The 24,848-nt window shown below is 72.2% G+C and carries 24 protein-coding genes and 4 pseudogenes; 15 read left to right on the forward strand and 13 right to left on the reverse strand.

The features are described from left to right. Window positions 1-30: 30 nt before the first annotated feature. From OG753_RS36740 to OG753_RS36750, 3 genes are all read right to left on the reverse strand, one after another. Window positions 31-1,479, reverse strand: coding sequence for a carotenoid oxygenase family protein (locus OG753_RS36740; protein WP_405792946.1), 1,449 nt, complete (start codon window positions 1,477-1,479; stop codon window positions 31-33). Window positions 1,480-1,791: 312 nt separating this feature from the next. Continuing rightward, window positions 1,792-2,169 (reverse strand): hypothetical protein, encoded by a 378-nt coding sequence (locus OG753_RS36745; protein ID WP_405791748.1) that lies wholly within the window; start codon window positions 2,167-2,169, stop codon window positions 1,792-1,794. A gap of 147 nt (window positions 2,170-2,316) precedes the next feature. After that, complete coding sequence (locus OG753_RS36750; protein WP_405791750.1) at window positions 2,317-3,435, reverse strand: hypothetical protein; 1,119 nt, start codon at window positions 3,433-3,435, stop codon at window positions 2,317-2,319. Between the two features lie 177 nt (window positions 3,436-3,612). Between OG753_RS36750 and OG753_RS36755 the strand changes: the two genes are divergently transcribed. Further along, window positions 3,613-4,026 carry an Ig domain-containing protein gene (locus OG753_RS36755; RefSeq protein WP_405791752.1) on the forward strand — a complete coding sequence of 138 codons (414 nt, stop codon included), beginning with the start codon at window positions 3,613-3,615 and terminating at the stop codon, window positions 4,024-4,026. A gap of 79 nt (window positions 4,027-4,105) precedes the next feature. After that, window positions 4,106-4,726, forward strand: a complete 621-nt coding sequence (locus OG753_RS36760; RefSeq protein ID WP_405791754.1) for a nucleoside/nucleotide kinase family protein — start codon at window positions 4,106-4,108, stop codon at window positions 4,724-4,726. Window positions 4,727-4,820: 94 nt separating this feature from the next. Here the strand turns inward: OG753_RS36760 and OG753_RS36765 are convergent. From OG753_RS36765 to OG753_RS36775, 3 pseudogenes are all read right to left on the reverse strand, one after another. Next, window positions 4,821-5,144: pseudogene (locus OG753_RS36765) on the reverse strand (hypothetical protein); the annotation flags it as partial. Beyond that, window positions 5,142-5,420 (reverse strand): annotated as a pseudogene (locus tag OG753_RS36770) (hypothetical protein); the annotation flags it as partial. The pseudogenes OG753_RS36765 and OG753_RS36770, both read right to left, overlap by 3 nt. A gap of 39 nt (window positions 5,421-5,459) precedes the next feature. Beyond that, window positions 5,460-5,702: pseudogene (locus tag OG753_RS36775) on the reverse strand (hypothetical protein); the annotation flags it as partial. A 539-nt stretch (window positions 5,703-6,241) separates the two neighbouring features. On the opposite strand from OG753_RS36775, the gene OG753_RS36780 reads away from it, so the two are divergent. Then, window positions 6,242-7,561: an NAD(P)/FAD-dependent oxidoreductase gene (locus tag OG753_RS36780; RefSeq protein WP_405791756.1), complete on the forward strand. Its 1,320-nt coding sequence runs from the start codon at window positions 6,242-6,244 to the stop codon at window positions 7,559-7,561. A gap of 34 nt (window positions 7,562-7,595) precedes the next feature. On the opposite strand, the gene OG753_RS36785 is transcribed toward OG753_RS36780, so the two are convergent. Further along, window positions 7,596-8,120, reverse strand: coding sequence for an NUDIX hydrolase (locus OG753_RS36785; protein ID WP_383197662.1), 525 nt, complete (start codon window positions 8,118-8,120; stop codon window positions 7,596-7,598). A 142-nt stretch (window positions 8,121-8,262) separates the two neighbouring features. Here OG753_RS36785 and OG753_RS36790 point away from each other — a divergent pair, with 142 nt between their 5' ends. Further along, window positions 8,263-8,835, forward strand: a complete 573-nt coding sequence (locus OG753_RS36790; RefSeq protein WP_405791758.1) for a hypothetical protein — start codon at window positions 8,263-8,265, stop codon at window positions 8,833-8,835. A 13-nt stretch (window positions 8,836-8,848) separates the two neighbouring features. Here the strand turns inward: OG753_RS36790 and OG753_RS36795 are convergent, their stop codons facing one another. The 3 genes from OG753_RS36795 to OG753_RS36805 form a co-directional block, all read right to left on the reverse strand. Then, window positions 8,849-9,169 (reverse strand): CPCC family cysteine-rich protein, encoded by a 321-nt coding sequence (locus OG753_RS36795; RefSeq protein ID WP_327266093.1) that lies wholly within the window; start codon window positions 9,167-9,169, stop codon window positions 8,849-8,851. Between the two features lie 75 nt (window positions 9,170-9,244). Beyond that, window positions 9,245-9,571, reverse strand: coding sequence for a hypothetical protein (locus OG753_RS36800; RefSeq protein ID WP_405791760.1), 327 nt, complete (start codon window positions 9,569-9,571; stop codon window positions 9,245-9,247). Between the two features lie 138 nt (window positions 9,572-9,709). Then, the gene (locus tag OG753_RS36805) at window positions 9,710-10,315 is read right to left on the reverse strand and encodes a GPP34 family phosphoprotein (protein WP_383197669.1); all 606 of its coding nucleotides are present in this window, start codon (window positions 10,313-10,315) and stop codon (window positions 9,710-9,712) included. 698 nt (window positions 10,316-11,013) lie between these two features. On the opposite strand from OG753_RS36805, the pseudogene OG753_RS36810 reads away from it, so the two are divergent. From OG753_RS36810 to OG753_RS36830, 5 genes and pseudogenes are all read left to right on the forward strand, one after another. Continuing rightward, window positions 11,014-11,772: pseudogene (locus OG753_RS36810) on the forward strand (CHAT domain-containing protein); the annotation flags it as partial. An 85-nt stretch (window positions 11,773-11,857) separates the two neighbouring features. Then, window positions 11,858-12,529: a hypothetical protein gene (locus tag OG753_RS36815; protein ID WP_405792998.1), complete on the forward strand. Its 672-nt coding sequence runs from the start codon at window positions 11,858-11,860 to the stop codon at window positions 12,527-12,529. 91 nt (window positions 12,530-12,620) lie between these two features. Then, a complete protein-coding gene (locus tag OG753_RS36820; protein ID WP_327266100.1) occupies window positions 12,621-13,193 on the forward strand; it encodes a PadR family transcriptional regulator in 573 nt (190 codons plus the stop codon). Between the two features lie 106 nt (window positions 13,194-13,299). Further along, window positions 13,300-15,030, forward strand: a complete 1,731-nt coding sequence (locus tag OG753_RS36825) for an acyl-CoA dehydrogenase family protein (RefSeq protein WP_405791764.1) — start codon at window positions 13,300-13,302, stop codon at window positions 15,028-15,030. Window positions 15,031-15,216: 186 nt separating this feature from the next. Continuing rightward, window positions 15,217-15,918, forward strand: a complete 702-nt coding sequence (locus OG753_RS36830) for an aspartate/glutamate racemase family protein (RefSeq protein ID WP_327267038.1) — start codon at window positions 15,217-15,219, stop codon at window positions 15,916-15,918. A gap of 216 nt (window positions 15,919-16,134) precedes the next feature. On the opposite strand, the gene OG753_RS36835 is transcribed toward OG753_RS36830, so the two are convergent. The 3 genes from OG753_RS36835 to bla all read right to left on the reverse strand — a co-directional run bounded on the left by OG753_RS36835 (window position 16,135) and on the right by bla (window position 18,691). Then, window positions 16,135-16,650 (reverse strand): putative immunity protein, encoded by a 516-nt coding sequence (locus OG753_RS36835; protein WP_327266102.1) that lies wholly within the window; start codon window positions 16,648-16,650, stop codon window positions 16,135-16,137. Window positions 16,651-16,745: 95 nt separating this feature from the next. Further along, window positions 16,746-17,666 (reverse strand): DUF6891 domain-containing protein, encoded by a 921-nt coding sequence (locus OG753_RS36840; RefSeq protein WP_405791767.1) that lies wholly within the window; start codon window positions 17,664-17,666, stop codon window positions 16,746-16,748. An 86-nt stretch (window positions 17,667-17,752) separates the two neighbouring features. Then, a complete protein-coding gene (bla, locus tag OG753_RS36845; protein WP_405791769.1) occupies window positions 17,753-18,691 on the reverse strand; it encodes a class A beta-lactamase in 939 nt (312 codons plus the stop codon). Between the two features lie 130 nt (window positions 18,692-18,821). Between bla and OG753_RS36850 the strand changes: the two genes are divergently transcribed. The 6 genes from OG753_RS36850 (at window position 18,822) to OG753_RS36875 (ending at window position 24,771) form a co-directional block, all read left to right on the forward strand. Beyond that, on the forward strand, window positions 18,822-19,496 hold the full coding sequence (locus OG753_RS36850; protein WP_405791770.1) for a TetR/AcrR family transcriptional regulator: 675 nt from the start codon (window positions 18,822-18,824) through the stop codon (window positions 19,494-19,496). After that, window positions 19,486-20,103, forward strand: coding sequence for a hypothetical protein (locus OG753_RS36855; RefSeq protein WP_327266105.1), 618 nt, complete (start codon window positions 19,486-19,488; stop codon window positions 20,101-20,103). The genes OG753_RS36850 and OG753_RS36855 overlap by 11 nt, the downstream gene beginning before the upstream one ends. Next, on the forward strand, window positions 20,096-20,704 hold the full coding sequence (locus OG753_RS36860; RefSeq protein WP_405791773.1) for a GNAT family N-acetyltransferase: 609 nt from the start codon (window positions 20,096-20,098) through the stop codon (window positions 20,702-20,704). The genes OG753_RS36855 and OG753_RS36860 overlap by 8 nt, the downstream gene beginning before the upstream one ends. 285 nt (window positions 20,705-20,989) lie before the next feature. Beyond that, a complete protein-coding gene (locus tag OG753_RS36865) occupies window positions 20,990-22,402 on the forward strand; it encodes a family 2B encapsulin nanocompartment shell protein (protein WP_327266107.1) in 1,413 nt (470 codons plus the stop codon). Window positions 22,403-22,506: 104 nt separating this feature from the next. Then, window positions 22,507-23,868: a family 2 encapsulin nanocompartment cargo protein terpene cyclase gene (locus OG753_RS36870; RefSeq protein ID WP_405791775.1), complete on the forward strand. Its 1,362-nt coding sequence runs from the start codon at window positions 22,507-22,509 to the stop codon at window positions 23,866-23,868. Window positions 23,869-23,883: 15 nt separating this feature from the next. After that, the gene (locus tag OG753_RS36875; protein WP_327266109.1) at window positions 23,884-24,771 is read left to right on the forward strand and encodes a geranyl diphosphate 2-C-methyltransferase; all 888 of its coding nucleotides are present in this window, start codon (window positions 23,884-23,886) and stop codon (window positions 24,769-24,771) included. Window positions 24,772-24,848 lie beyond the last annotated feature (77 nt).

Below are 24,848 nucleotides of genomic sequence, written 5' to 3' on the forward strand. Positions count from 1 at the left end.
GTCGGGACGCGGGGGCGCGCCGGGCGGGTTTCACTCCTCGGTGGGCAGCCAGCAGCCGTGCAGGCCGAGCGGGACGCGGACGGGGATCCGGGCGCGGGCCACCGGGCCGGAGGCGGGGTCCTCGGCGGGGATGACCAGGAACCAGCTCGACCCGTCGGTACGGTCGGTGGCGAAGGTCAGCCAGTGGCCGCGCTCCTCCGACCCGGACCCGGAGCCTTGCCCGGGCTCCGGCGCGAAGACCGGTTCACCGACCGAGAGGTTCCCGGCCGCCCAGACGCGGGAGGTGCCGGTCTCCCCGTCGTACCAGCGCACGGCGTCGTACTCGCCCGGCAGCAGGTCCGTCCGCCCGGTGGCGGTGGCCAGAGCGGTGTACCGGTGGCGCCGGCCGATGCGCCGGTCGTCGACCCGCGGGAACTCCACCCGCGAGTCGTCCAGCAGGGTGCGGGTCATGCTGCCCGCGGCCGGGTCGATGCGCGCCCGTACCAGGCCCCCGTCGGCCGGTCCGCCGTCCTTGTCCGCTCCGCCGTCCTCGTCCGGGCTGCCGACGGTCAGCCGGCTCCACTGCACGTAGTCCAGGACCACCGGGGCGTCCGCTCCCGGGCCGTCGTCGTACGCGTTCACCGTGTGCCACACCCAGAAGGCCTCGTCGGACGCCCAGCGCAGCGGCCCGCCGTCGCGAGGGATCAGGGCCACGCGGGTGCCGCGCTCCGGGCGCCAGGCCAGGAAGGAGCCGCCCGCCATGGCCGCGGCGAGGTCGAAGAAGGCCGGAGCGAGGACGAGGACCGCGTAGCGGTCCGTCAGGGCCATGTCGTGGATCATCATCGGCTCGTCCACCCCGTCCACGGGCGTGGGCCCACGGCCGACCGTGCCGTCGGGGCCGATGACCGACCAGGTCAGGTAGGGCGGCTCCAGGCCGTAGCAGAAGACGACCATCTCGCCCGTGATCGGATCGATCTTGGGGTGGGCGGTGATGCCCGCCGGCAGGCTCCCGGCGAAGTCCTCGCGGCCGAGCGTCGCCAGCTCCGTGTCGATGCGGAAGGGGCAGGCCGACTCGGCGAGGGCCAGCAGGCGGCCGGCGTGCCGGACGACGTTGATGTCGGGCAGCTCCCGGAAGGTGCCCGCGAGCTTCGGACCCACCTGCTCGGCGTCCGGCACGATCATCGATTCGAGGCCGCCCCACAGGGCTCGGCCGGCGCGTTCCTCGGCCACCAGCGCGGGGGTGCGGACGAAGCGGTTGCGGTAGCGGGCCCGGCCGCCGGAGAGCCACACGCCGTGCAGCATGCCGTCGCCGTCGATGGGGTACAGGTACGAGCCGATCGGCGTGAACCGCGGATTGGGGCCGTTGCGCAGGTACAGGCCGTCCAGGGTGTCCGGCAGCGCGCCCGTCACCTCCAGGTCCGCGACGTCGACCTCCTCGGACACGGGCGCGAAGGTTCCCAGCAGGTGGGGGACGCGGGTGGGGTCGAAGAGGGGTGGCACGTACGTGTTCACGGGACCTCCCGGGGCGCGTGGTCTCCTCCGCCGGCGCGCTTGCAGCCACCTTCCAGTGAAACGCGCGTCGGGCGGGGCTGCCAGGCGGCTCGGACCGGCCCGGGATCCCGTGGGCGGCCGGCCCCGGAATGCGGCCGGCCGCGGGCCCCCGCGAGCCGGTGGCGCGCGAGCACGGGGACTCGCCGTTGTTCCGCCGGACGAACCGCGTGCTGACGGCCGTGTGGGGCGGTGGAGTTCACCGCCCGGTACCCGGAACACGTACGCGCGCAGGCGCAGGCCGCGGGGCGGGCGGCCTGAACCTCAGGTGGAGGTGAAGAGTTCTTCCCGCACGCCGTCGAGCACGAAGCCGTTGTCGAAGCGGACGCGAACCGTCACGCGCGGCCGCTGCTCCTGGAAGGCGGTCCACGCGGGTTCCAGGGCGCCGACCTTCTCCTCGAGCTGCTTCCGGCTCTCCGGCGGCATCTGATGCCCGAAGGAGTCGAGGAGCGACTTCAGGCGCTCGTACTCGCGGACGTCCTCGCTGCTCTGCGGCCGGTGCTCGTCCACCCGCTCGACGGTGCCGGCGGTGCCTGCCCCGAGGGCCAGGAAACCGCCGACGGCCTCTCCCTCCGAGACGACCGGACCGGTCAGTGCGAGATCCGCGGCCAGCGTCACCCGGAGGCCTTCGTGCAACGTCATCGATCCTTCATCTCCCAGGTCGGTGCACGAGCCTAGCGGTGGTCCGCGCGCCGGCCGCGACCGGCACCGCTCGGCACGAGACGGCCATCGGCCGGTCCGAGCCGTCGTGGTCGCCGCCGACCCGCGCGGGGTTGCCCCGGACGGTCGTCAGCCGCGGGCCGACAGGTGGTCGGCGATGGCCTCGTGGGTCAGGTGGAGGCCCGTCCGCAGGACGGCATCGTGCCGGTTGGGGTGGGCCTCGCGCTGGGCGAGGTCCAGGCCGCGGGCCCGCTCGAGTTCGAGCTCCGCGGCGCGGTCGTCACCGCGCAGGGCGGAGTCGAGGCTGAGGGCGGTGGACCGGAGCAGCGGGGCGAGGTCGCGCAGGGCGGGATCGGGACGGGCGGAACCGTCGGGTCTGTCAGGTCCGTTGGGACCGGTGGTCCTGGCCGTCGTGGCGGCCCTGGCGCGTTCCCGGAGCTCCTGGGTGAAGAACTGGAGGGTGAGGGCGGTCCGGGCGGCGAGCCGCAGCCGCTCCCCGACCCCGTCGGGCGGCCGGCTCGGCGTACGGAGGTACAGCCGGGGGAGCCGCGTGCGTCGAGCGGCCCGTTCGTAGGCCGCGAGGCCGCCCTGTGGCTGCAGCCACAGATCCTCGGCCTCCCCGGGGAGCTCCGGGGCGGCGGGCGGTGCCCCGGCCGCGAGCCGGGAGGCGACCGCGGCGAGGAGTCCACTGAGTTCTCTCCGGTAGGCGTCGAGCCCGGTCACCGCCGACCGGTACGGGTCCGGCGGCCACAGCAGCGGTCCGAGCACGACGACGGTGACGATGCCGACCGCGCTCTCCACCAGGCGGGCCAGGGGGTAGCCGGGGGCGGCGGTCGCGTAGATCACCAGTGCGGTGATCAGGACCTGCTGGTTGGGGGAGCCGCCCCGGTACATCAGGTACATGCCCGCGCAGCCGCAGACCAGTACGGCGAGGAAGGACAGCGAGGCCGATGCCGACGCCGAGGTCACCGAGGAGGCCGAGGGCGGCGGCAGCCAGTGCAGGACGAACGTGCTCAGCGCCACGCCCACGACGACGCCCACGAGCCGGTCCCACGCCAGGCGCGGAGCGGCGTACACGTCCTCGCGAAGGATCAATACGGCCGGCAGGGCGGCGGGCACCGGGACCGTGCTCGTGCCCCACCACAGGCAGAGGAACCAGGGCACGGCGGCGCACACGGCCAGGCGGGCGGCGGACCGCAGCCGTGCGCGGGGCGGCGGGTTGTGCGGAACGGCGGCCGTACCGGGCATAACGGACATCGTAGGGGCCGCGGAGCCGGTCCACGCGCCTTCTGGCGGACGCGGCCCGCCCCGCCTATGATTCCGACGCGCCACGCACCTCGAACATTCATACCCACAACGGGCGATGACGGCCTCCGGGACCCGTACCGGAACTGCCGCCCCCGCCCGACGAGTTCGGAGGTCCTGTTGAGCACATCCACGCGCGCTCCACGCAGACTGGCGGCCCTGGCAGTCGGCCTGACGGCCGTCCTGGCCGCATCGGTGGGCCCGGCCGTCGCCGCGCCGCACAGCACGACCGCCCCGGTGACACGTACGGCGGCCGCCGCCCCGTCCGTGGTCAACCCGGGCAATCAGGTGTCCCTCCAGTACGACTACGCGCACTTACAGATGACCGCCACCGGCGGCGCGGCTCCCTACACATGGTCGGCGGTCAGCCTGCCTGCCGGTGCCACGATCAACGCCTCGACCGGCTTGATCTCGGGCCTCCTGCGCAGCAGCGGAATCCGTACGGTGACCGTCACCGCCAAGGACGCCAAGGGCGCCGTCGCCTCCACCACCTTCACCTGGCGCGTGATCCGGGACGCCTGCCCCCGCTGCTGACCCGGCGCACGCTCCCGGTGCCCCCGGCCGCGATGCCGGTCGGGGGCGCCGGGGCGTGCACCTCGGGCAGGATGTGCGGATGCGCACGACGACGGAACCGGTAGTGAGGGCCGAGGCGCTGGCCGCCCCGGGCGGGCGGCGCATCCTCGGCATCGCCGGCCCCCCGGGGGCCGGAAAGTCGACACTGGCTGCCCGGATCGCCGACGCGCTCGGGCCGGAGCGGGCGGTGGTGGTCCCGATGGACGGGTTCCACCTCGCCCGGGCCGAACTGGACCGGCTGGGCCGGGCCGACCGCAAGGGCGCCCCGGACACCTTCGACGCCGCCGGCTACGTGGCCCTGCTGCGCCGGCTGCGCGCAGCGGACGGACCCACGGTGTACGCGCCCGCCTTCGACCGCTCGCTCGAGGAGCCGATCGCGGGCAGCATCCCCGTCGCCCCGCACGTACCGCTGGTGATCACCGAGGGGAACTACCTGCTGCACGACGTGGGGGAGTGGGCGTCGGTACGCCCGCTGCTGGACGAGGCCTGGTACCTCGCCCCGGCCGAGGACCTGCGCCTGGACCGGCTGATCGAGCGGCACGTGCGCCACGGCAAGGACCCCGCGTACGCGCGCGAGTGGGTGGCCCGGTCCGACGAGGCCAACGCCCGGCTCGTCGCCCCGGGCCGCGACCGCGCCGACCTGGTCCTCGACACCGGCTGACCGGACGCCGGGCCGGCCGCCGAACCGCCGCCGGGGCGGTGTGCCCCTGCCCCGGCCGCGGCTTTGATGGTGGCCCCGCATCGGTTCCGGCTGCTCAGCCGACGCGTTCGATGCGTGCGCGTCGGATGAGGTTCTTGCCGGGTTCCCGGACCTGTTCGAAGGCTGCGTTGTTGAGGAGGGCGCAGCTGCCGGAGGGGCCGTTGACGGTGACTGTGGTGGCCTTGCCGTTGTCGAGGTTGGTGACCTTGAGCTTGGTGCCTACGGGGAACTGGCCGCTGCTGGCTGCGGGTGCGCCTCCTTCGCCGGAGAGGGTGACGGTGGAGCCGGGGCATACGACTTCGCCGGTGGCGGGCGGTACTTGGGCGGTGGGCGCGGCGGGGGCGCCGGCTGCGGGGGCTTGGGCGTCGGCGCCGCCGCCGACGCGTTCGATGCGTGCGCGTCGGATGAGGTTCTTGCCGGGTTCCCGGACCTGTTCGAAGGCTGCGTTGTTGAGGAGGGCGCAGCTGCCGGAGGGGCCGTTGACGGTGACCGTGGTGGCCTTGCCGTTGTCGAGGTTGGTGACCTTGAGCTTGGTGCCTACGGGGAACTGGCCGCTGCTGGCTGCGGGTGCGCCTCCTTCGCCGGAGAGGGTGACGGTGGAGCCGGGGCATACGACTTCGCCGGTGGCGGGCGGTACTTGGGCGGCGGGCGCGGCCGGGGCGCCGGCTGCGGGGGCTTGGGCGTCGGCGCCGCCGCCGACGCGTTCGATGCGTGCGCGTCGGATGAGGTTCTTGCCGGGTTCCCGGACCTGTTCGAAGGCTGCGTTGTTGAGGAGGGCGCAGCTGCCGGACGGGCCGTTCACGGCGACGGTCGTCGCCTTGCCGTTGTCGAGATTGGTCACCTTGAGCTTCGTCCCCACGGGGAACTGCCCACTGCTCGCCGCCGGCGGACCCGCCTCACCCGACAAGGTCACCGTCGATCCCTGGCAGACGACATCGGGTGCGGCGGCGTTGCCGGTCGCGATCGTGACGACGACCCCTCCGGTCACGAGGGTTCCCGTGACGACAGAGAGCACGAGCTTCTTCTTGAGACTCATAGTCCGTTTTCTGGACACCTGACACTCCTCGATCCGATGGACGCTGTCCCCCCGACGTCCTGCATACGGCCGCCGTCACACGCGAGTTCGGTCCTGTTGCCTTTTTACGAATCCGGCCGCGAGGAGGTTTGGGCCACTGCACACGGGCATACCGCGGGGCTCGTGGCCGAGGGGCGACGGGCAAAGTGGCAGGTCACGCGTGCGGCGTCCGCTGTGGCTGCAGGTGCGCCGTGCACACACCGCCCGCCATGAGCCGATGCGGGGCGGGCGAACACAGTCAGCTTTAAGGTTCAGTTGATCTGCCCTTAAGCAACGGGGGTGATGGGGGCGCAACCCCTGCAACCCTTGACACATGGTCATGTTCCTGACAGCAGTTGCACTGCGCACTGCACCACTCTCACGAACGAACGGCACGGCATTCAGAAGGGGGAGATCGGCGCATGACCAAGCCTGAGAACGCGGGGGACGACTACGACATCGTCATCGGCGGAGCCGGCCTCGCCGGCAGCGCCGCGGCGATCCTGCTGGCACGCCGCGGCGCACGCGTCGCACTGCTGGAACGCCGCTCGGACCCCGAGGCGTACAAGGTGCTGTGCACCCACTCCCTCTCGGCCAACGCCTACCCGGTGCTGGACGAACTCGGCCTCGTCCCCGCCCTGGAGGAGGCGGAAGCCGTGCGCAACGAGGTCCGCTGGTACACCCGTTGGGGATGGATCGAGCCGAAGGCGGCGCCGGGAGGCCCTGGGCTGCCGTACGCGTACAACGTCCGGCGCAGCACTCTGGACCCCTTGATCAGGTGCCGTGCGGCACAGACCCCCGGCGTCGATCTGCTCCTCGGTCACCAGGTGACGGGGCTGGTCCGGGAGGCCGGGCGCACCGTGGGCGTCCGCGCGTCGACGTCCCGGGGGGAGCGCGAGATCCGGGCCCGCCTGGTGGTCGGTGCCGATGGCAAGGAATCGGCCGTGGCGAAGCTCGCCGGGGTGCCTGCCCGTCAGTTCGAGAACGGCCGGTTCGGCTACCTCGCCCAGTTCCGTGACCTCCCGCTGCCCGACGGGATCAGTCACACCTGGTTCCTCGAGCCCGACATGGCGTACGCCTTCCCGAACGACGGCGGGGTGACGGTCGTGGCAGTGCTCCCGGACAAGAAGCGCCTGCCCGCCTTCCGGGAGGACCTGGAGGGCAGCTTCCTCGCATTCGTCCGCGCCCTGCCCGAGGCGCCTCCCCTCGACTCCGCAGAGCGCATCTCGAAGATCATCGGTTTGGTCGACTACCCGCTGCACAGCCGGAGGCCGATCGCACCGGGTGTCGCGCTCATCGGCGACGCCGCCCTGACCGGCGATCCCCTGTGGGGCGTGGGATGCGGGTGGGCGCTGGAGTCCGCGCAATGGCTGGCGGAGGCGGTCGCCGGGGCCGTCACCGGTCGGGGCGACCTCGACAGGTCACTCGCGGCATACGCCCGGGGGCACCGGCGCCGGCTCCGTGGTCACCAGTACCTGGCCGCCGACTTCGCCAAGGTGCGCCCGTTCAACCCCGTGGAGCGCCTGATGTTCTCGGCGGCGGCGCGCGATGCGTCGCTCGCGCGGCACATGCACCTCTTCGCGTCACGCCTGATCGGTCCGCTGCGCTTCCTGAACCCCCTGGTGCTGGCCAAGGCGTCGGTGATCAACATCAAGCACCTCCGCCGGTCAGGTGCCGGGGCGGGTGCGGATTCGCCCATTCCTGCATCAGGGAGCCGAGATGTGCACGGGGCGGGCCGCTGAAGGAACGGGGACAAGGCCGCACGGGCCGGGCGCTCTACGGTGCACCCGACCCGTGCGGCGCGACCATTCCATGACCGGGCGTCAGGTACCGGCCGAACGCCTTCTGCCCGTCCGGAACGAAGAGCCACTGCCGCACGGCCTCCTGCAGCTCCGTCTCCGTCAGCCAGCCGTGCCAGGCGACCTCCTCGGGGTCGGGCGTCACCTCGCCGGTGATCACGGCCTCGTGCACGCCGAGCCAGTACGGGCTGATCGCCCCCCGGCACAGGAACTTGAACAGGAAGCGCACCGGCGCATCAACGCCGAGCTCCTCGGCCAACTCCCGCGCGGCCGCCTGCTCGTAGGTCTCGCCCACTTCCACGGCCCCGCCGAACATCACCTCGTGATGGCCGGGGAACCGGGACCGGTTCTCGGGCCGCCGGTAGACCAGGACCCGCCCGTGCTGATCACGGCAGATCGTCGTCGCGATGCGGTGCAGCCAGCCACGGCGGATGGCCTCACCGCGTTCCACCACCGCCAGCACCCGGTCCTGATCGTCCACACGTTCCACCGGCTCACCCATGGCGCCCACGATCGCACACGCCCCGTCAACGCTCCCGCCCTGCCGGTACCCGCCGACCCCGATCCCGGTCCGGGGGAGCCGTAGGGTGGCGGTGGGGGCCCTGCGGTGCGTGAGGGCCGTGAACGAGGGATGGGGTCTCCTTATGCTGAGCAAACAGGCGCGGACCGAGTGGTGGGCGCAGCTGCCGCAGGGGATCCGCGACGAGGTCGACGGGTACGTGCTGCAGGACGCCATGCTCGCGGCGATCCGGATCCTCGTCGATATCGGCTTCGTCCGGCACGGTGTCGGGGTGGGCACCGCTGAGGCCATCGTCAGTGAGCGGTACGGCCATTACGGCGACAGGATCGCCCGTGCCCCGGATAGCCCTCTCGACCTGGAGTCCTTGGCCCTTCGGGCCGGTGGGACGGCCGGTCGTACCGTGGCGGTCGAGGCGATCTGGGACGGCGACACCAGCGGGTGGTTCGTGGTGTTGCTGGCCGTCACCGCCGAGCCGGCGGAGGAGAGCGTACTGGCCACGATCACCTGGAGCAGCGCCGAACGGTACCTCGGAGAAGGCGCCGACCGGGGCGGAAGGTACCCGATGGCGGTGGTCGCCGAACGCGTGGGCGGCGCCCTGGCCGACCGACTTGATGTCCCCTTCCACTTCGCGAGCCCGGACGACCCTGATGACGAGGCGCCGCGCTGGAAACCGGACCGGGGCGCCGCTCGGGAGTAGCCCGGCGCAGCGCCTACTCGGCCGGGTCCGGGATCCGGCGCCGGGCTTCCGACCGCCAAAGCCCATCACCACCCAGGGTGATGGACTCATCGGATTCCTCGGCCACCTCCTTCACGTAGTCCAGCCGGGCCTGCGTCAGGCTCAGCCGGCCGTTGGGCCCGCCCCGGACGAAGTGCGCGTCCGCATCGTCCTGCCCGTCGTCCTCCCAGCCGCACTCCGGGCAGATCTCGAAGTCGGCCCGCTCCTTCAACGTCCGCTGGAAGCAGCACGGACATGCGACAAGGCCACGCGCGGTGTCGATCGGGGGAGTGTGGGGCGGTTGTTGAGAAGCCATGGCCCCATTGTTTCCCTCCCCCGAATCGTCCAGGGCCAGCCCGCCAGCCCGCCAGCCCGTCGGCCCGGCGGGGTGTCAGAGTGCGGGCGCGAGGAGGGTCAGACGGAGGATCGCGGCCAGGGCCGCCACCGCGGGAAGGGCGAACCACCCTCTGCCGCGCAGCCATTCGGCCTTCATGAACACCCCTGAGAGGAGCGCCGTCACGACGGTGAGCGCCAGCGCCAGTCCGGCCGCGATACCCGAGTGGGCGACCGCCTCGCTGTCCCAGGGGCCACGCGGCTGCGCCGCGTAGGCGAGCAGGACGAGGTAGCCGGAGGCGAGGTTGCCCACGGCCAGGACGAGCACGCACACGACGGTGCCCATGACGTGGGAGGCGGCGCCCCCCACGGGGCGCTGACGCACCGGGTTCCGTGCGTCGTCCCCCGCTGTGCCCTCTCCCCTACCCAGGACGACATCCGCCGCTCGTACCCAGGGCCGGACGGCGCTCCGGTGAGCACGGTCGGGCCGCGCGGCACCGGAACCGACCGGGCGCAATGCACCTCACGGGACTCGCCAGACGTTCGCGAAGGCCGCGTTCTCGATGGACCGCCGCTGGCGTACGGCTTCCAGTTCCATCACCGCGTCGTTGACGATGGCCAGTACGGTCGTCACCGCTTCGTCGTCGCGGCGCGGTTCGTCCTCGGAGTCCTCTCCCCCGATGCCGACGGCCGAGGCGAGGGCGGCGAGGACGGGCTCGTCCGCCTCCCAGCGGCCGAGGGCCTGGCGGCGGGCGGGCGTATCGGCGAGCTCCAGACGGTCGGTTCCGAAGGGCAGCAGGCCGCGGCGGCCCCGCGTCAGCTGACCGGCCTCCTCGAGGGCGGCCTGGTACGCCGTGGAGAGATCGCGGCCCCGGCGCCACAGCCAGTCCTCGACCCGCTCGTACGGAGGCTGCCGGGTGAGCACCGTCTGGGCCTCGGCCAGGAGCTCGTCGTGCAGTTCCGGCTGCTCGCCCGGCACGATGCGGTCGCCGTCCAGGGCGGCGGCCCGCGCGTCGAGAAGATCGATCAGCTCGGCGCCGGCGAGCGCGAGCGACAGGTCGCCCTGCCCCACGGACCGGTCCGGCTGCGGGTCCATGGCGATGATGAACAGGTCCTTCGCCGTGCTCATGAACGGCTCCCCTCGAAGTCATCGGAAGTCGGATCCGCTGATCACCTTCCCATGGTTGCACCAACGCTCACCATCGCCGCCGTGTTCCGCGCACCCGGCGTCCGGCGTGCCGTCGGGAGGCGCCCGGTCCCGCCGAACCGGGGACATGCGCCGGGCGGATTGTCTACCCTCGCTTTCGGGCGGGGGAGGGGCGCGTGGACGAGGGTGACCGGCGGGGCGCGGATCCGGTGGACCGGCGCGTGGCGCTGTCCCGGGAATGGGACCGGCTCGTCGGCGAGGTGCGCGAACTGGGCCGCGCCCGCGGCATTCCCGAACTGGCCGGTTTCCTGGATCCCCCGCGCGCGGCCTCGCTCACGGCCGCGAGCCGCGACGGGGCCGTGGTGGTGGTCAACATCAGCCGCCTGCGCTGCGACGCCCTGCTGATCACGGAGTCCGGTGTACGGGGCCTGCCGCTGCCCGGAGTGACGGCCGACGCGGTGGAGGAACGCACGGTCGCGTACGTGGCGGCCCTGCGCACCCTGGAGCAGGCGGGCCGGGAACTACAGGCGGCGAAGGGGCGGTTCGACGACGGCGACCAGTCCCCGGAAGTGTTCTACCGGGTCTCCGCCGCGCGGGTCGCGCTCTCCGCGGCGCGGACGGCGGCCGAGAGCGAGCTCGACGCCGTCACCGGGTGGCTCTGGGACGGGATCTGCGGTTCCGTGCTCGACGCGCTGGGGCACACGGGGAGCCCGGCCGCCGGAGCACCGCTCCCGCGGCTGTGGTGGTGCCCCACCGGCCTGCTCAACCTGCTGCCCCTGCACGCTGCCGGACATCACGGCGAGATCGTGGACGGCCCGCCTCGAACGGTCCTGGACCGGGTCGTGTCCTCGTACACGCCGACCGTCCGCGCGCTGCTCACGGCGCGCGCCCGCCCCGGCGCCGCCGCGACGGGGAACGGGGACGGGAGTGGGGACGAGGTCGGCCGGATGCTGTTCGTCGCGCCGGAACCGGTCGGCCTGCCGCCCCTGCAGTCGATCGACGCGGACCGCGAAGCACTGGCCGGGCGCTTCGGCGAGCGCCTGACCCGGCTGGAGGGCCCCGACGCCACCTCCGAGGCGGTGCTGGCGGCGCTGCGCCGCCATCCGTGGGTGCACTTCAGCAGCCATGCCGGACAGGACATGAACGATCCCGGGCTGGGCACCATCGCCCTGCGGGAGGACGGCCTCACCGTGCACGACCTCGCGCAGCGCAGCTACAGCGGGGAGTTCGCGTTCCTGTCGGCCTGTCAGACGGCCGTCGGGGGCATGGACCTGATCGACGAGGCGATCACCCTGGCCAGTGCCCTGCACATCGCGGGCTTCCGCCACGTGATCGGCACCCTCTGGTCCGTGTACGACGGAGCCACCGCCGACATCACCCGGGAGTTCTACGCGAACGGCGCCACCCCGGCCGGCGGACCGGGGCCCGCGCGCGCGGCGGACTTCGACCCCGCCGACGCGGCACGCAACCTGCACCGCGCGGTGCGCGCGATGCGTGACCGCGACCGTTCGAGGGCGGGCAGGGGTGGAAGGCTCCGCCGACGGCCTCGGGGAGGCCGTGGACATCCTGGAGGCGGCTGCCGCACAGGACGGGCCCGACGCGCACGAGGCGCTGATCCGGCTCGCGGCGGCGCTGCGCCAGTGGGCCGCCCATGTACGGGAGAACCCGCCGGTGCGCGGCGGGGCGGGGGATGGGGGTCCGCAGCCGGACTTCGCCACGCTCCGGCGCAGGTCTACCGATGCCTGGCGGCTCGCCGCCCGGCGGGAGGCGGCCCCCGCCTTCCGCCGCCTGCACGCGGCGTCCCTGTGGAGCGCGCAGACCACGGAGGAGCACCCGGGCTCGGCCGAGGCGGCGGAGGCGAGCGCCCTGGCCGTGCGGTTGCTGCCGCTCGCGGCATGGCGCGGCCTGGACCGGCTCAGCCAGGAGAGCCGGCTGAAGTCGGTCCGGTTCGGCCTGGCCACCGGCGCGGCCGCCGACCAGCTGGCACAGGGGGATCCGGCACAGGCTCTGGAGCTGCTGGAACTGGGGCGCGGGGTCCTCTGGTCCCAGAAACTGGACGGCCGCACCGATCTGAAACTGCTCGGGGCCGCGTCGCCCGAGCTGGCCGAGAGCCTCACCAGGGTCCGCGTACTCCTGGAGGAGGCGCGGGACCCGTCGGCGCACACCGGGCGCAAGCGTCTGCTGCCGACACCGTGAGGGGCCGGCGGTCCCCTGCGATCGGGTGAGCCGCGTCTCACCTGACCGGTGCCGCTTGTCTATGCAACGAGTTGCATAGAAAGATCGGGGCATGGCGCTCGACCACGCGATCCTCGTCTCCCTGCTGGAGAAGCCGGGCTCCGGCTATGAGCTGGCCCGCCGGTTCGACCGGTCCATCGGCTACTTCTGGACCGCCACCCACCAGCAGATCTACCGCGTCCTCAAGCGCATGGAGGGCGACGGGCTGCTCACCGTCCGCCAGGTGCCGCAGCAGGGCCGGCCGGACAAGAACGAGTACTCCGTCGCCGGCCCCGGCCGCAGCGCCCTCGCCCGGTGGCTGCACGAGCCGATCGAGCCCGAGAGCCTGCGCCACGACCTCGCCGTCAAGATCCGCGGCGCGGCCTTCGACGACCCGGCCGCACTGATCCACGAGGTCGAGCGGCACCACCGGGCACACAGCGACCGGCTGGCCCGCTACCTCGCCGGTGAACTGCGCGACTTCACCGGGCCCGACGCACCCGCACCGCTCGACGCCGGCCAGGAGCTCCAGCACGTCGTGCTGCGCGGCGGCATCGCGTACGAGCGGATGACGATCGCCTGGCTCGACGACGTCCTCGCCACCCTCCACCGGCTCGGCGGCACACCGCCGCCCGCCACCACCTGAACCGCACCGCACCGCGCTCGGCCACACCGCACCGCACCTCGCCGTGGCCGCCGCCGCGCCGTCCCTCCACGCGTCCGACCCCCAACCCCTCGGAAGGTGAACCTCCATGGCAGACGCCCTGCTCTTCAACCCGCACACCTACGACCCGGCGCACTTCGACCCCGAGACCCGCAGGCTGCTGCGCGCCACGGTCGACTGGTTCGAGAGCCGCGGCAAGCGCCGGCTGATCGAGGACTACCGCTCCCGCGCCTGGCTGGCGGACTTCCTCGCCTTCTCCGCGAAGGAGGGGCTCTTCGCGACCTTCCTGACCCCGGCCTCGGCCGCCGGTGAGGGGGAGCCGGACAAGCGCTGGGACACCGCACGGATCGCGGCCCTGAACGAGATCTTCGGTTTCTACGGGCTCGACTACTGGTACGCGTGGCAGGTCACCATCCTCGGCCTCGGTCCGGTCTGGCAGAGCGACAACGCCGACGCCCGCGCCCGCGCCGCGGAACTCCTCGCCGGGGGCGAGGTGTTCGCCTTCGGTCTGTCCGAGAAGACCCACGGCGCCGACATCTACTCCACCGACATGCTGCTGCAGCCGTCCATCGACGGGGACGGCGGTTTCCGCGCGAGCGGCTCCAAGTACTACATCGGCAACGGCAACGCCGCCGGCCTCGTCTCCGTCTTCGGCCGCCGCACCGACATAGAGGGCCCCGACGGCTACGTCTTCTTCGCCGCCGACAGCCGCCACCCGGCGTACAAGCTCGTCAAGAACGTCGTCGACTCCTCCAAGTACGTCAGCGAATTCCGCCTCGATGACTACCCGGTCCGCGCCGAGGACGTCCTGCACACCGGCCGGGCCGCCTTCGACGCCGCCCTGAACACCGTCAACGTGGGCAAGTTCAACCTCTGCACCGCCTCGATCGGCATCTGCGAGCACGCGATGTACGAGGCCGTCACCCACGCGCACAACCGCGTCCTGTACGGGCGGCCCGTCACCGCCTTCCCGCACGTGCGCCGGGAGCTGGCCGACGCGTACGTCCGCCTGGTCGGCATGAAGCTGTTCAGCGACCGCGCCGTCGACTACTTCCGCGCCGCGGGCCCGGACGACCGCCGGTACCTGCTCTTCAACCCGATGACGAAGATGAAGGTGACCACGGAGGGCGAGAAGGTCATCGACCTGATGTGGGACGTCATCGCCGCCAAGGGCTTCGAGAAGGACAACTACTTCGCGCAGGCGGCCATCGAGATCCGCGGACTGCCCAAGCTGGAGGGCACGGTCCACGTCAACCTCGCCCTGATCCTCAAGTTCATGCGCAACCACCTGCTGGACCCGGCCGAGTACCCGGCCGTGCCGACCCGCCTCGACGCGGCCGACGACGCCTTCCTGTTCCAGCAGGGTCCGGCCCGGGGCCTGGGCTCCGTACGCTTCCACGACTGGCGCACCGCCTACGAGGCGTACACCGAGGTGCCGAACGTGGCCCGGTTCCGCGAGCAGGCCGACGCCCTCTGCGCGTTCGTGGCCACGGTCGCCCCGGACGAGGAGCAGAGCCGCGACCTCGACTTCCTCCTCTCCGTGGGCCAGCTGTTCGCGCTGGTCGTGTACGGCCAGCTGATCCTGGAGCAGGCCCGCCTGACGGACCTGGACGAGTCGGTGCTCGACGAGCTGTTCTCCGTCCTCGTACGCGACTTCTCCGGCCACGCCGTCGAGCTGTACGGCAAGGACTCGGCCACCGCGCCCCAGCAGGAGTGGGCGCTCGGCGCGGTCCGCCGCCCGGTCGTCGACGAGGCCCGCGCGGCGCGCGTCTGGGCCCGGGTCGAGGCCCTGTCCGGCACGTACGAGATGGCCCCGTAGGAACGCCCCCCGGGGACCGGCATCGCCGCCGGCCCAAACCGAAGCCGGTCCCCGCCAGGCCATTGACCTGGGTCGTAGTCGCGGCTTCTTCCTGCGCCGCATCGGTGCACGCCCGCCACACCTGATCAAAGTAATTCTTATGGATGGATCGCATTGCTAGGATCCATGCTTATGGATGGCATCTCGATGAAGACGATCGGCCTGCTCGGCGGGATGAGCTGGGAGTCGACGGCCGAGTACTACCGGCTGCTCAACGAGTTCACCCGCGAGCGGCTCGGCGGACTGCACTCGGCGCGCTGCGTGCTGTATTCCGTGGACTTCGCGGAGATCGAACAGCTCCAGGCGCAGGGCCGCTGGGACGAGGCGGGCCGGGTGCTGGCGGCGGCCGCCCGGTCGTTGGAGGCCGCGGGCGCGGACCTCGTACTCCTGTGCACGAACACGATGCACAAGGTTGCCGACCAGGTGCAGGCGGCGGTCTCCATTCCTTTGCTGCACCTGGCCGACGCCACCGCGGACGCGGTGCGGGCGCAAGGCCTGCAGCGGGTCGGTCTGCTGGGCACGGCGTTCACGATGGAGCAGGACTTCTACCGGGGGCGCCTCGCGGCGGGTGGACTGGAGGTGTCCGTGCCGGATGCCGGCGGACGGTCCCTGGTGCACCGGGTGATCTACGAGGAGCTGTGCCTCGGTGTCGTGCGGGAGGAATCCAGGACCGCGTACCGGGAAGTCATCGCGGGCCTCGTGGCGGCCGGCGCCCAGGGGATCATCCTCGGCTGCACCGAGATCGAACTGCTGGTGAGCGCCGAGGACAGCCCGGTGCCCGTCTTCCCCACGGCACGGATCCACGCGGCGGCGGCCGTAGACGCCGCGCTGGGCCGGGGCGTGCGGTGAAGGTGCTGATCACGAACGGGCCGGCGTACACGGCCGTCGGCGTTGCCAGTGGCGTCGTGCACGATCAGTGAGTCAGTTCTTCCACGGGGACGGGGAAGACGCAGAGGCCGGCCGGCGAGCATGCAGTGCGGGCCCCGGGCCGCCTTGGCCGGCGCGGGGCGGGCCCGGGCTGATCGATGGTGGCCTTGCTTCGTGCGGGCGGTGTTGAAGGTCGGGTCAGCAGTCGAACACCGACCAGCAGATGTCGTTGCGCAACCGCTGGTCGTCCAGTACCAGCTCGCGAATCGCCGTGGGGAGCTGCGTGCGCTGCCACTGGCACTCGAGTCGCCCTGCCGTCTCGCTCTCGGCCTTCGGTGCGGCAGCGCGTGCGGCCTTGATCGCATAGGCGGCCGCGCCGAGTTCGTGCGCTGCGACGTGTGCGACGACTGCGGCCTGGCCGGCGGCGTAGGCGGCATGCCGTGCTGCGCCACGCAGGTCACGGGCCGCGCCCATCGCATGGCCGCCTGCCGCGCGGGCCTCCATCATCTTGACCTCGCCCCGCACCCAGGCACGGGCGTGCTCGATCGCCTGACGCGGCCGTGGGTCATCGGGCCTTGCCGACTCGAAGAGTTCGAGGACGTGCTCCGCGCACGCTGCCGCCCACAGGGCGAGGAGATGGTGATCCGGATCGGTGAGGGTCCCACCGCGGCGGATCGTCACGAAGCGGGGGTCCCTGACCTTCGGGAGGATCATGGTCGGCATTCCTTCCTGCTGGGATGGAGCGAAGCCTGCGAACCAGGAGGCCGATCCGCAAGCCCGGCCGACATCAACCTGTCCGGAAAGCACACCTAGCCGACGAGGCGTCTGTGCCAGGTCAGCGGGGTGACGGTGATGGACTGGCCCGGATCGCCGTCCCAGCGGGTGGGCAGGCCCGCACGGGTCAGGGCGGCGACGACCTCGCGGCCCACCGCGGCGGTGGTCGCGGACGTCCCGTCGAAGCTGCCGTACAGGAGGGTCAGGCCGTGGCCGGCCGTCGCGGAGTCCGTGCACTGGTCGTGGAAGTACACGAAGCCGCGGGCGTCCGGGCCGCCCTCCGCGCCGATCTCGGCCTCCCCGCAGCTGCGGCAGCAGGTGAAGTTCTCGCGGGCCGTGATGCCCGCCGCGTCGAGCTCGGCGAACGCCCGGGACAGCCGCTCCGGGTCGGTCTCGCCCGCCCATCCCGTCTGTTCCTCGACCCGCTCGAGCCACATGCGGTCGGCGAGCGCCTCGGCCTGGGCGCGGGAGACGGGCCGGTGGTCCCCGGAGACGAGGTAGTCCTCGGCCAGTTCGGTGAGCCGTGCCCGCGTCGTGTACCCGCCGGCCAGCACCTCGCGGATCCGGTTCTCCAACAGCACCCGCTCCTCCTCGTCGAGTTCGAGCGGGGGCGCGGGCTGCGCGGGCGGGAACTCCACGCGTTCCCAGACCCGTCCGGCGTCCCAGCCGTCCCGTCGGCCGTCCGCCCAGGCGGTCATGGCGGCGATGACGGCCTCGGGTCCGTCGACGGACGTCCCGAAGTGCCGCTCCGGGCTGCCGGCGCGGTGCTCCAGGGTGTAGTCGCCGCCGGTGCGGTGCCACACCTGGACGAAGACATCGGGCAGGTCGGGAACCGTTTGGACGACGAGGAACCGGTCGCCCTCACGACCGATCCGGTGGACCAGCGCGGCGAGTTCCCCCGCGGAGGGTCGTACGTGCCGGGGGCCGGGTTCGGTCAGGACCGTGATCGCGAGCATGGTCACCAGTGTGCCGGGCGGCACTGACGGCGGGCCGCGGGGGTGGTTCCGCTGCCTGCGCCCCCGCCCCCGCCCCCGCCCCGGCCTCAGGCGAGCGCGTCCGCCAGCAGCTTCGCGGTCCTGGCGATCAGTGTGTTGTCGCGCGGTGCGTTCGCCTCCGGCAGGGTGCTGAGGATGGCCAGGACCACGGGCGGGCGTCCCGGGGGCCAGGCGATGCCCACGTTGTTGTTGGTCCCGTACGACCCGGCGCCCGTCTTGTCCGCGACGGCCCAGTCCTTGGGCAGGCCGGCCCGGAGCCGTTCGCCGCTGGTGGTGTTGGACAGCAGCCACCGGGTCAGCTGCTCCCGGTGCCCGCAGGACAGGGCGTCCGCGAGCGTGAGCCGTGCGTACGTCCGCCCGATCGCGCGGGGGCTGGTGGTGTCGGTCACCCGATCCGGCTCGGCCGAGTTCAGTTCGGGCTCCATGCGGTCGAGCCGGGTCGTACGGTCCCCCACCGAGCGGCAGAAGCGGGTGATCGCGGTGGGGCCGCCGAGCTCGCGCAGCAGGAGGTTGGCGGCCGCGTTGTCGCTCTGGGCGATGGCGGCGGAGCAGAGCTCCGCCACGGTCAGGCCACCCGCGATGTTCTCGGGAAGCTTCGTGATCTCTCCGCCGCCCGCTTCGGTGACGTCCTGGAGGGTGTAGTGGATGCGCTTGGCGAGGTACGTGCCGTCGTGGTCGAGGTCCCGCATCACGGCGGCCGCGGCGACCGTCTTGAACACCGAGCACATGGGGAACAGTTCGTCCGCCCGGTGGAGCACGGTCCTGCCGGTGGCGGTGTCCCGTGCGTACACCCCCAGCCGTGCCCCGTACTCGCGCTCCAGTCCGCGCAGTTGCGCCACGACACCGCCTGCTTCGCCGTACGACGATGCGGCACGGGCCGTGCCCACCGGCAGGGACGCGGCCAGCGCGGCCCCCGCCCCCACGGTCAGCAGTGCGCGGCGGGAGGGTGATGCGCCCGTGGTCGGGGTCGGGATCGGGGTGTTCACGTCGGGTTCTCCTCTTCCTGGCCGGCCATGTGATCGCGAAGACGTCAAACGTGATCATTTCGGTTCCCCGGAGGAGGGAAGGAGGAAGAGTGTACTGGTGGTACACACTGCTGGTGTGTACCGTTGGTCCATGACTCCGCTCCCTCGATTCCATCGACTGCCGGCCGAGCGACAGGAGGCGATCCTGGGCGTCGCCCGCGCGCATTTCGCCGAGCACGGACCCGAATCCGCCTCCTACAACAAGATCATTGAGGCGGCCGGCTTCTCGAAGACCGCCGCCTACCAGTACTTCGACGGCCGCGAGGACCTGCTCGCCGCCGTGCTCGACGACGTACTGGACCGCCTCCTCGGTGTCCTCGGGCCGTGGACCCCGGCCCGCGACGAGGCGGAGTTCTGGGTACGGCTGGAAGCGGGAACGCGCGCCCTCGTCGCTCATCTGCAGGACCATCCGGATGATCTCTCCCTCGCCGACGCCGCCGTCGGCCGGGCCCGGGGCGGTGCCTGGCTCGGCTGGTTCCAGGCCGTGGTCGAGGACGGGCAGCGGCTCGGGTTCATCCGGACGGACGTGGACCGGGCGCTGCTGGCCGGTGCCACCGCGGCTGTCATGCGGGCGGCCGACGCATGGGCGCTGAGCGCACTGCGCGCGGCGCACCCGACGACGACGCAGCTGACGACGCACCCGACAACGGCGTACCCCACCACGACGCAGCCGCCGGCCGCCGCGCCCGGGAGCGAACAGGTGTGGAGCCTGCTGCGCGGGCTGTGGAGCGGTGGAACGGACGGAGGGCTCGGGCGTGCGCACTGATCTGGAGATCCACTGGGAGATACCGCCCACGCCCCCGGGCGTGCTCGGACGGCTGGAGCGCTTCATGGGGCCGGGCAAGTCCCGCTCCGAGTCGGTGGTGGAACTCGTCGGCGCGGGCGGGTGCGCCGTGCTGCTCGCCGCCGGGGTGTGGTCGTCGGGCATCCACCGCGACTGGTCCGCCCTGCAGTCGGCCGTGGTCGTGCTCATCGGCCTCGACCTGCTCGGCGGGATCCTCACCAACGCGACCAACTCCGCCAAGCGCTGGTACCACCGCCGGGACCCCGGCGCCCGGCGCGCCCGCCTGCTCTTCGTCGGCGCGCACGTGCTGCACCTGGCCGCGATGGGCCTGGTGGTGCTCGACGGTGACCGCGGCTGGACCCTGGGGAACACCGCGCTGCTGCTCCTCGCCGCCGTGGCCGTGGAGTTCACTCCGCTCCACCTCAAGCGCCCGGCCGCCATGGCTCTCTACTCGGCCGTCGTCGTGGTCGGCCTGTTCTGGCTGCCCGTGCCCTCCGCCCTCGCCTGGTTCGGCCCCCTCTTCTTCCTCAAGCTCCTGGTGTGTCACCTCGTACCGGAGGCGCCCATGGAACGGCGGCGCGATGCCTGAGCCCGACGCCGGACACCTGGAGTGCGACGACGCACCGTCGCCCGCGCGATGCGCGCCCGTGCTCGCCGCCGCCTTCGTCCGCGAACCCGCCATGGCGTGGATCTCGGGCGGATCGGATCCCGTACGGCAGGCGTGGTTCGGCGCCACGCTGCGCACGCACGCCACGCTCCGCGGCGGTCGCCGCCACCTGCTGGCCGACCGGCAGGGGCAGCCTGTCGCCGCGGCCCTCCTGACCCCGCCGTCCGCCGTGCCCTCGGGTGCGGCCCGGGCGGCCTGGGCGGCCCGCACCCTGGCCGGCTGCGGGCCGCGCGCCCTGGTGCGGACGCTGCGCTACCTGCACCGCACCGAGGCCGAAGTCCCGCCCGGAGCCTGGACCCTTGAGTTCATCGGTGTGGAACCGGAGTCGGTGGGACGGGGTGCCGGAGGGCGGCTCCTCGGTCACGTGATCGCCGAGACCCCCGCGCCCGGCGGTATCTTCCTCACCACCGCCGACGAGGCGAACGTCCGGCTCTACCGCCGCTTCGGCTTCACCACGCTGCGGCGCCTGCAGGTCGGCCCGCTGGAAGTGACCGCGATGTGGCGGCCGAACACCCGGCCGTAGGTGCCTGCTGACAGGGGCGGGCGGTCTCCCGGGCCGCCCGCCGCGCCGCGTTTCGGCCGTGTTCGCCAGCAAGGCCGAATATCACCTATAACCCCGGCAAACCACCTGCAGGACAAGATCACTGCATCGAGGTAACGCCAACGATTTTCAGGCTCAAGTGGGCGTACCGGCCGTTACTGTTCCCCCGGATCTGTACGGATTCCCGGATAATTCGCCCCCTTTTTCCTCGTTCCCTGGTGACGCGCGCGTCCGCCGTCACCACCCTTACGAAGGAGAGCTCGCCCGATGACCGTTGACACCAGCCCGGAAGCGCAGTTGGAGCCGCCGCGGCAGTCCAGCCTGAGCACGGCGGCTGCCCGCAACCTCGCCAGCACCACCAAGTCCGCCCCGCAGATGCAGGAGATCACCTCCCGGTGGCTGCTGCGGATGCTCCCCTGGGTGGAGACCAAGGGCGGCACCTACCGGGTCAACCGCCGGCTGACGTACACCGTGGGTGACGGCACCATCGAGTTCGTCCAGGACGGCGCGGACGTCCGGGTGATCCCGCGCGAGCTCGGCGAACTGGCCCTGCTGCGCGGCTTCGACGACGACGAGGTGCTGACCGCGATCGCGCACCGCTGCGTCCAGCGCGACTTCCGGGCCGGTGAGGTGATCGTCGAGCGCGGTACCGCCGCCGACCAGATCCACCTGATCGCCCACGGCCGGATCAGCCAGACCTCCGTCGGCAAGTACGGTGACGATGTCGCCGTCGCCGTCCTCGCCGACGGCGACCGGTTCGGCGAGAACGCCCTGCTGGACGCCGACGCCACGTGGGACTACACGGCCACCGCCGAGACCCCCGGCGTCCTGCTCACCCTCTCCCGCGGCGACTTCGCCTCCGTGCTCGCCGCGGCGCCGCAACTCCAGGCCCACATCGACCGGTTCAGCTCGCTCCCGCAGCAGCGCCAGAACCGGCACGGCGAGGCCGAGATCGCGATGTCCGCCGGCCACAGCGGTGAGGCGGACCTGCCCGGCGCGTTCGTCGACTACGAGCTCAAGCCGCGCGAGTACGAACTCTCCATCGCGCAGACCGTGCTGCGGATCCACACCAGGGTCGCCGACCTCTACAACGGGCCGCACAACCAGACCGAGGAACAGCTCAGGCTCACCATCGAGGCGCTGCGCGAGCGCCAGGAGCACGAGCTGATCAACAACCGGGACTTCGGCCTGCTCCACAATGCCGCCTTCAAGCAGCGGATCCAGACCCACTCCGGCCCGCCGACCCCGGACGACCTCGACGAGCTGCTCTGCCGTCGCCGCGGCTCCAAGTTCTTCCTCGCCCACCCCCGGACGATCGCCGCGATCGGGCGCGAGTTCAACGCCCGCGGGCTCTACCCGGACCACGTCGACGTCGGCGGGCAGCAGGTGCCGGCCTGGCGCGGGGTCCCGATCCTGCCCTGCAACAAGATCCCGATCAGCAAGGAGAACACCAGCTCGGTGCTCGTCATGCGCACCGGCGAGGACAACCAGGGCGTCATCGGCCTGCGCCAGACCGGTCTGCCCGAGGAGTACGAGCCCGGCCTGTCGGTGCGGTTCATGGGGATCAGCGAGCAGGCGATCATCTCCTACCTGGTCACCACCTACTTCTCCGCCGCGATCCTCGTGCCGGACGCCCTCGGTGTGCTGGAGAACGTGCAGATCGCCCGCAGGCGGGACTAAGAGGACCAGCCCGACGGCCGCGACAGCCCAAGCCCCTCCTGTCCCGGCCGGCCGAGCACGCCCGGGATCCGGGACAGCCCACTTACCTCTCCAAGGAGTTACGGATGCCCGATCCTGGGCCTTCCCCTCTGCAGTCGAGCCTGCCCGCCGCCGTGGCCTCCTTCGGGGCCCACGTTCTCGCCAACACCCTCGCCGCCGGCGTCGAACCCCCGTCCGGCACCGGGCCCGCCCGTCCTGCGCCGCCCGCCCCGCCCGCTCTTCCCGCGGGGCCGCCCGCACTGACCCCCGCGCCCGCACCCGCCCCCGTACCCGTACCCGTACTCGACGAGGGTGCGGCCGCGGCCGCCGCGCCGCAGCCGAGCCCCGCCCTGGCGCGGATCCTGCGCGGACCCAGTGGACTGGGCACGGCGAGCCTGCACTGGGGCCGGAGCGAGGAGCCCGCGGCGCCCTCGGCCACCGGGACACCGGGTGCGCCCACGCCGGCGGCCGGCCGTCCGATCCCGGGCCTCTACCACCACCCGGTGCCGGAGCCCGATCCGGCGCGGGTGGAAGAGCTCAGCCGCAGGATCAAGGCCTGGGCCATGGACGAGGTCGCGTTGTACCCGGAGGACTGGGAGGACCAGTTCGACGGCTTCTCCGTCGGGCGCTACATGGTCGCCTGCCATCCGGACGCACCCAGCGTCGAGCACCTGATGCTCGCCACCCGGCTGATGGTCGCCGAGAACGCGGTCGACGACTGCTACTGCGAGGACCACGGCGGTTCGCCCGACGGCCTCGGCGGACGCCTGCTGCTGGCCCACACGGCCCTCGACCCGCTCCACACGACGAAGGAGTACGCGCCGCAGTGGGAGGCGTCGCTGCTCTCGGACGCGCCACGGCGCGCCTACCGCTCCGCCATGGAGTACTTCCTCCAGGCGACCACTCCCTCGCAGGCCGACCGGTACCGGCACGACATGGCCCGCCTGCACATGGGCTACCTCGCCGAAGGGGCCTGGGCGCAGACGGAGTACGTCCCGGAGGTGTGGGAGTACCTGGCGATGCGGCAGTTCAACAACTTCCGCCCCTGCCCCACCATCACCGACTCGGTCGGCGGCTACGAACTGCCGGCGGACCTCCACGCGCAGCCCGCCATGCAACGGGTGATCGCGCTCGCCGGCAACGCCACCACCATCGTCAATGACCTGTACTCCTACACCAAGGAACTGGCCAGTCCCGGACGCCACTTGAACCTGCCGGTAGTCATCGCCGAACGCGAGGGCTGCTCCGACCAGGACGCCTATCTGAAAGCCGTCGAGGTCCACAACGACCTCATGCGCGACTTCGAGGCCGCGGCCGCCGAGCTGGCCGTCACCTGCCCCGTTCCGACCGTGCAGCGCTTTCTGCGGGGAGTGGCCGTATGGGTCGACGGCAACCACTACTGGCACCAGACCAACACGTATCGCTACAGCCTGCCCGATTTCTGGTAAAGATGGGAATTGTTCATGACTAGCACCGATCTCACCGCCGCCACCGGTACCTCCTCCGTGTTCATCCCCAGCCCGGTGACTCCCTACCAGGGGGACATCGCCCGTTACTGGGACCACGAGGCAAGGCCCGTGAACCTCCGCCTCGGCGACGTCGACGGCCTTTACCACCACCACTACGGCATCGGCGACATCGACCACGAGGCCCTCGGCGACACCGCGGACAGCGCATACGAGAAGAAGCTGATCGCCGAGCTGCACCGCCTGGAGTCGGCGCAGGCCGAACTCCTCCTCCAGCACCTCGGCCCCATCGGGCGCGACGACACCCTCGTCGACGCCGGCTGCGGCCGCGGCGGCTCGATGGTCATGGCCCACCAGCGCTTCGGATGCAAGGTCGAGGGCGTCACCCTGTCGGCCAAGCAGGCCGAGTTCGCCAACCGGCGCGCCCAGGAACTCGGCATCGAGGACCACGTCCGGGCCCGCGTCTGCAACATGCTCGGCACGCCGTTCGAGACCGGACAGGCCGCGGGCTCGTGGAACAACGAGTCGAGCATGTACGTCGACCTGCACGACCTCTTCGCGGAGCACTCCCGCGTCCTCGCCGTCGGCGGCCGGTACGTGACCATCACCGGCTGCTGGAACCCGCGGTACGGCCAGCCCTCTAAGTGGGTCTCGCAGATCAACGCGCACTTCGAGTGCAACATCCACTCCCGCCGCGAGTACCTGCGCGCGATGGCCGACAACCGTCTCGTCCCGCAGGCCGTCATCGACCTGACCCCCGAGACCTTGCCCTACTGGGAGCTGCGGGCCACGTCCTCCCTGGTCACCGGCATCGAGGAGGCGTTCATCGAGTCGTACAAGGACGGCTCCTTCCAGTACGTCCTGATCGCCGCCGACCGCGTCTGACCGAGCGTGGCCTCGCCGGGCCGGGGCCGTCGTCCGACGGCCCCGGCCCTTCGGGCTGTCCGGGGATCTCCCGGGCG

Source organism: Streptomyces sp. NBC_00029 (genome assembly GCF_045160505.1).
Taxonomy (GTDB): Bacteria; Actinomycetota; Actinomycetes; order Streptomycetales; family Streptomycetaceae; genus Streptomyces.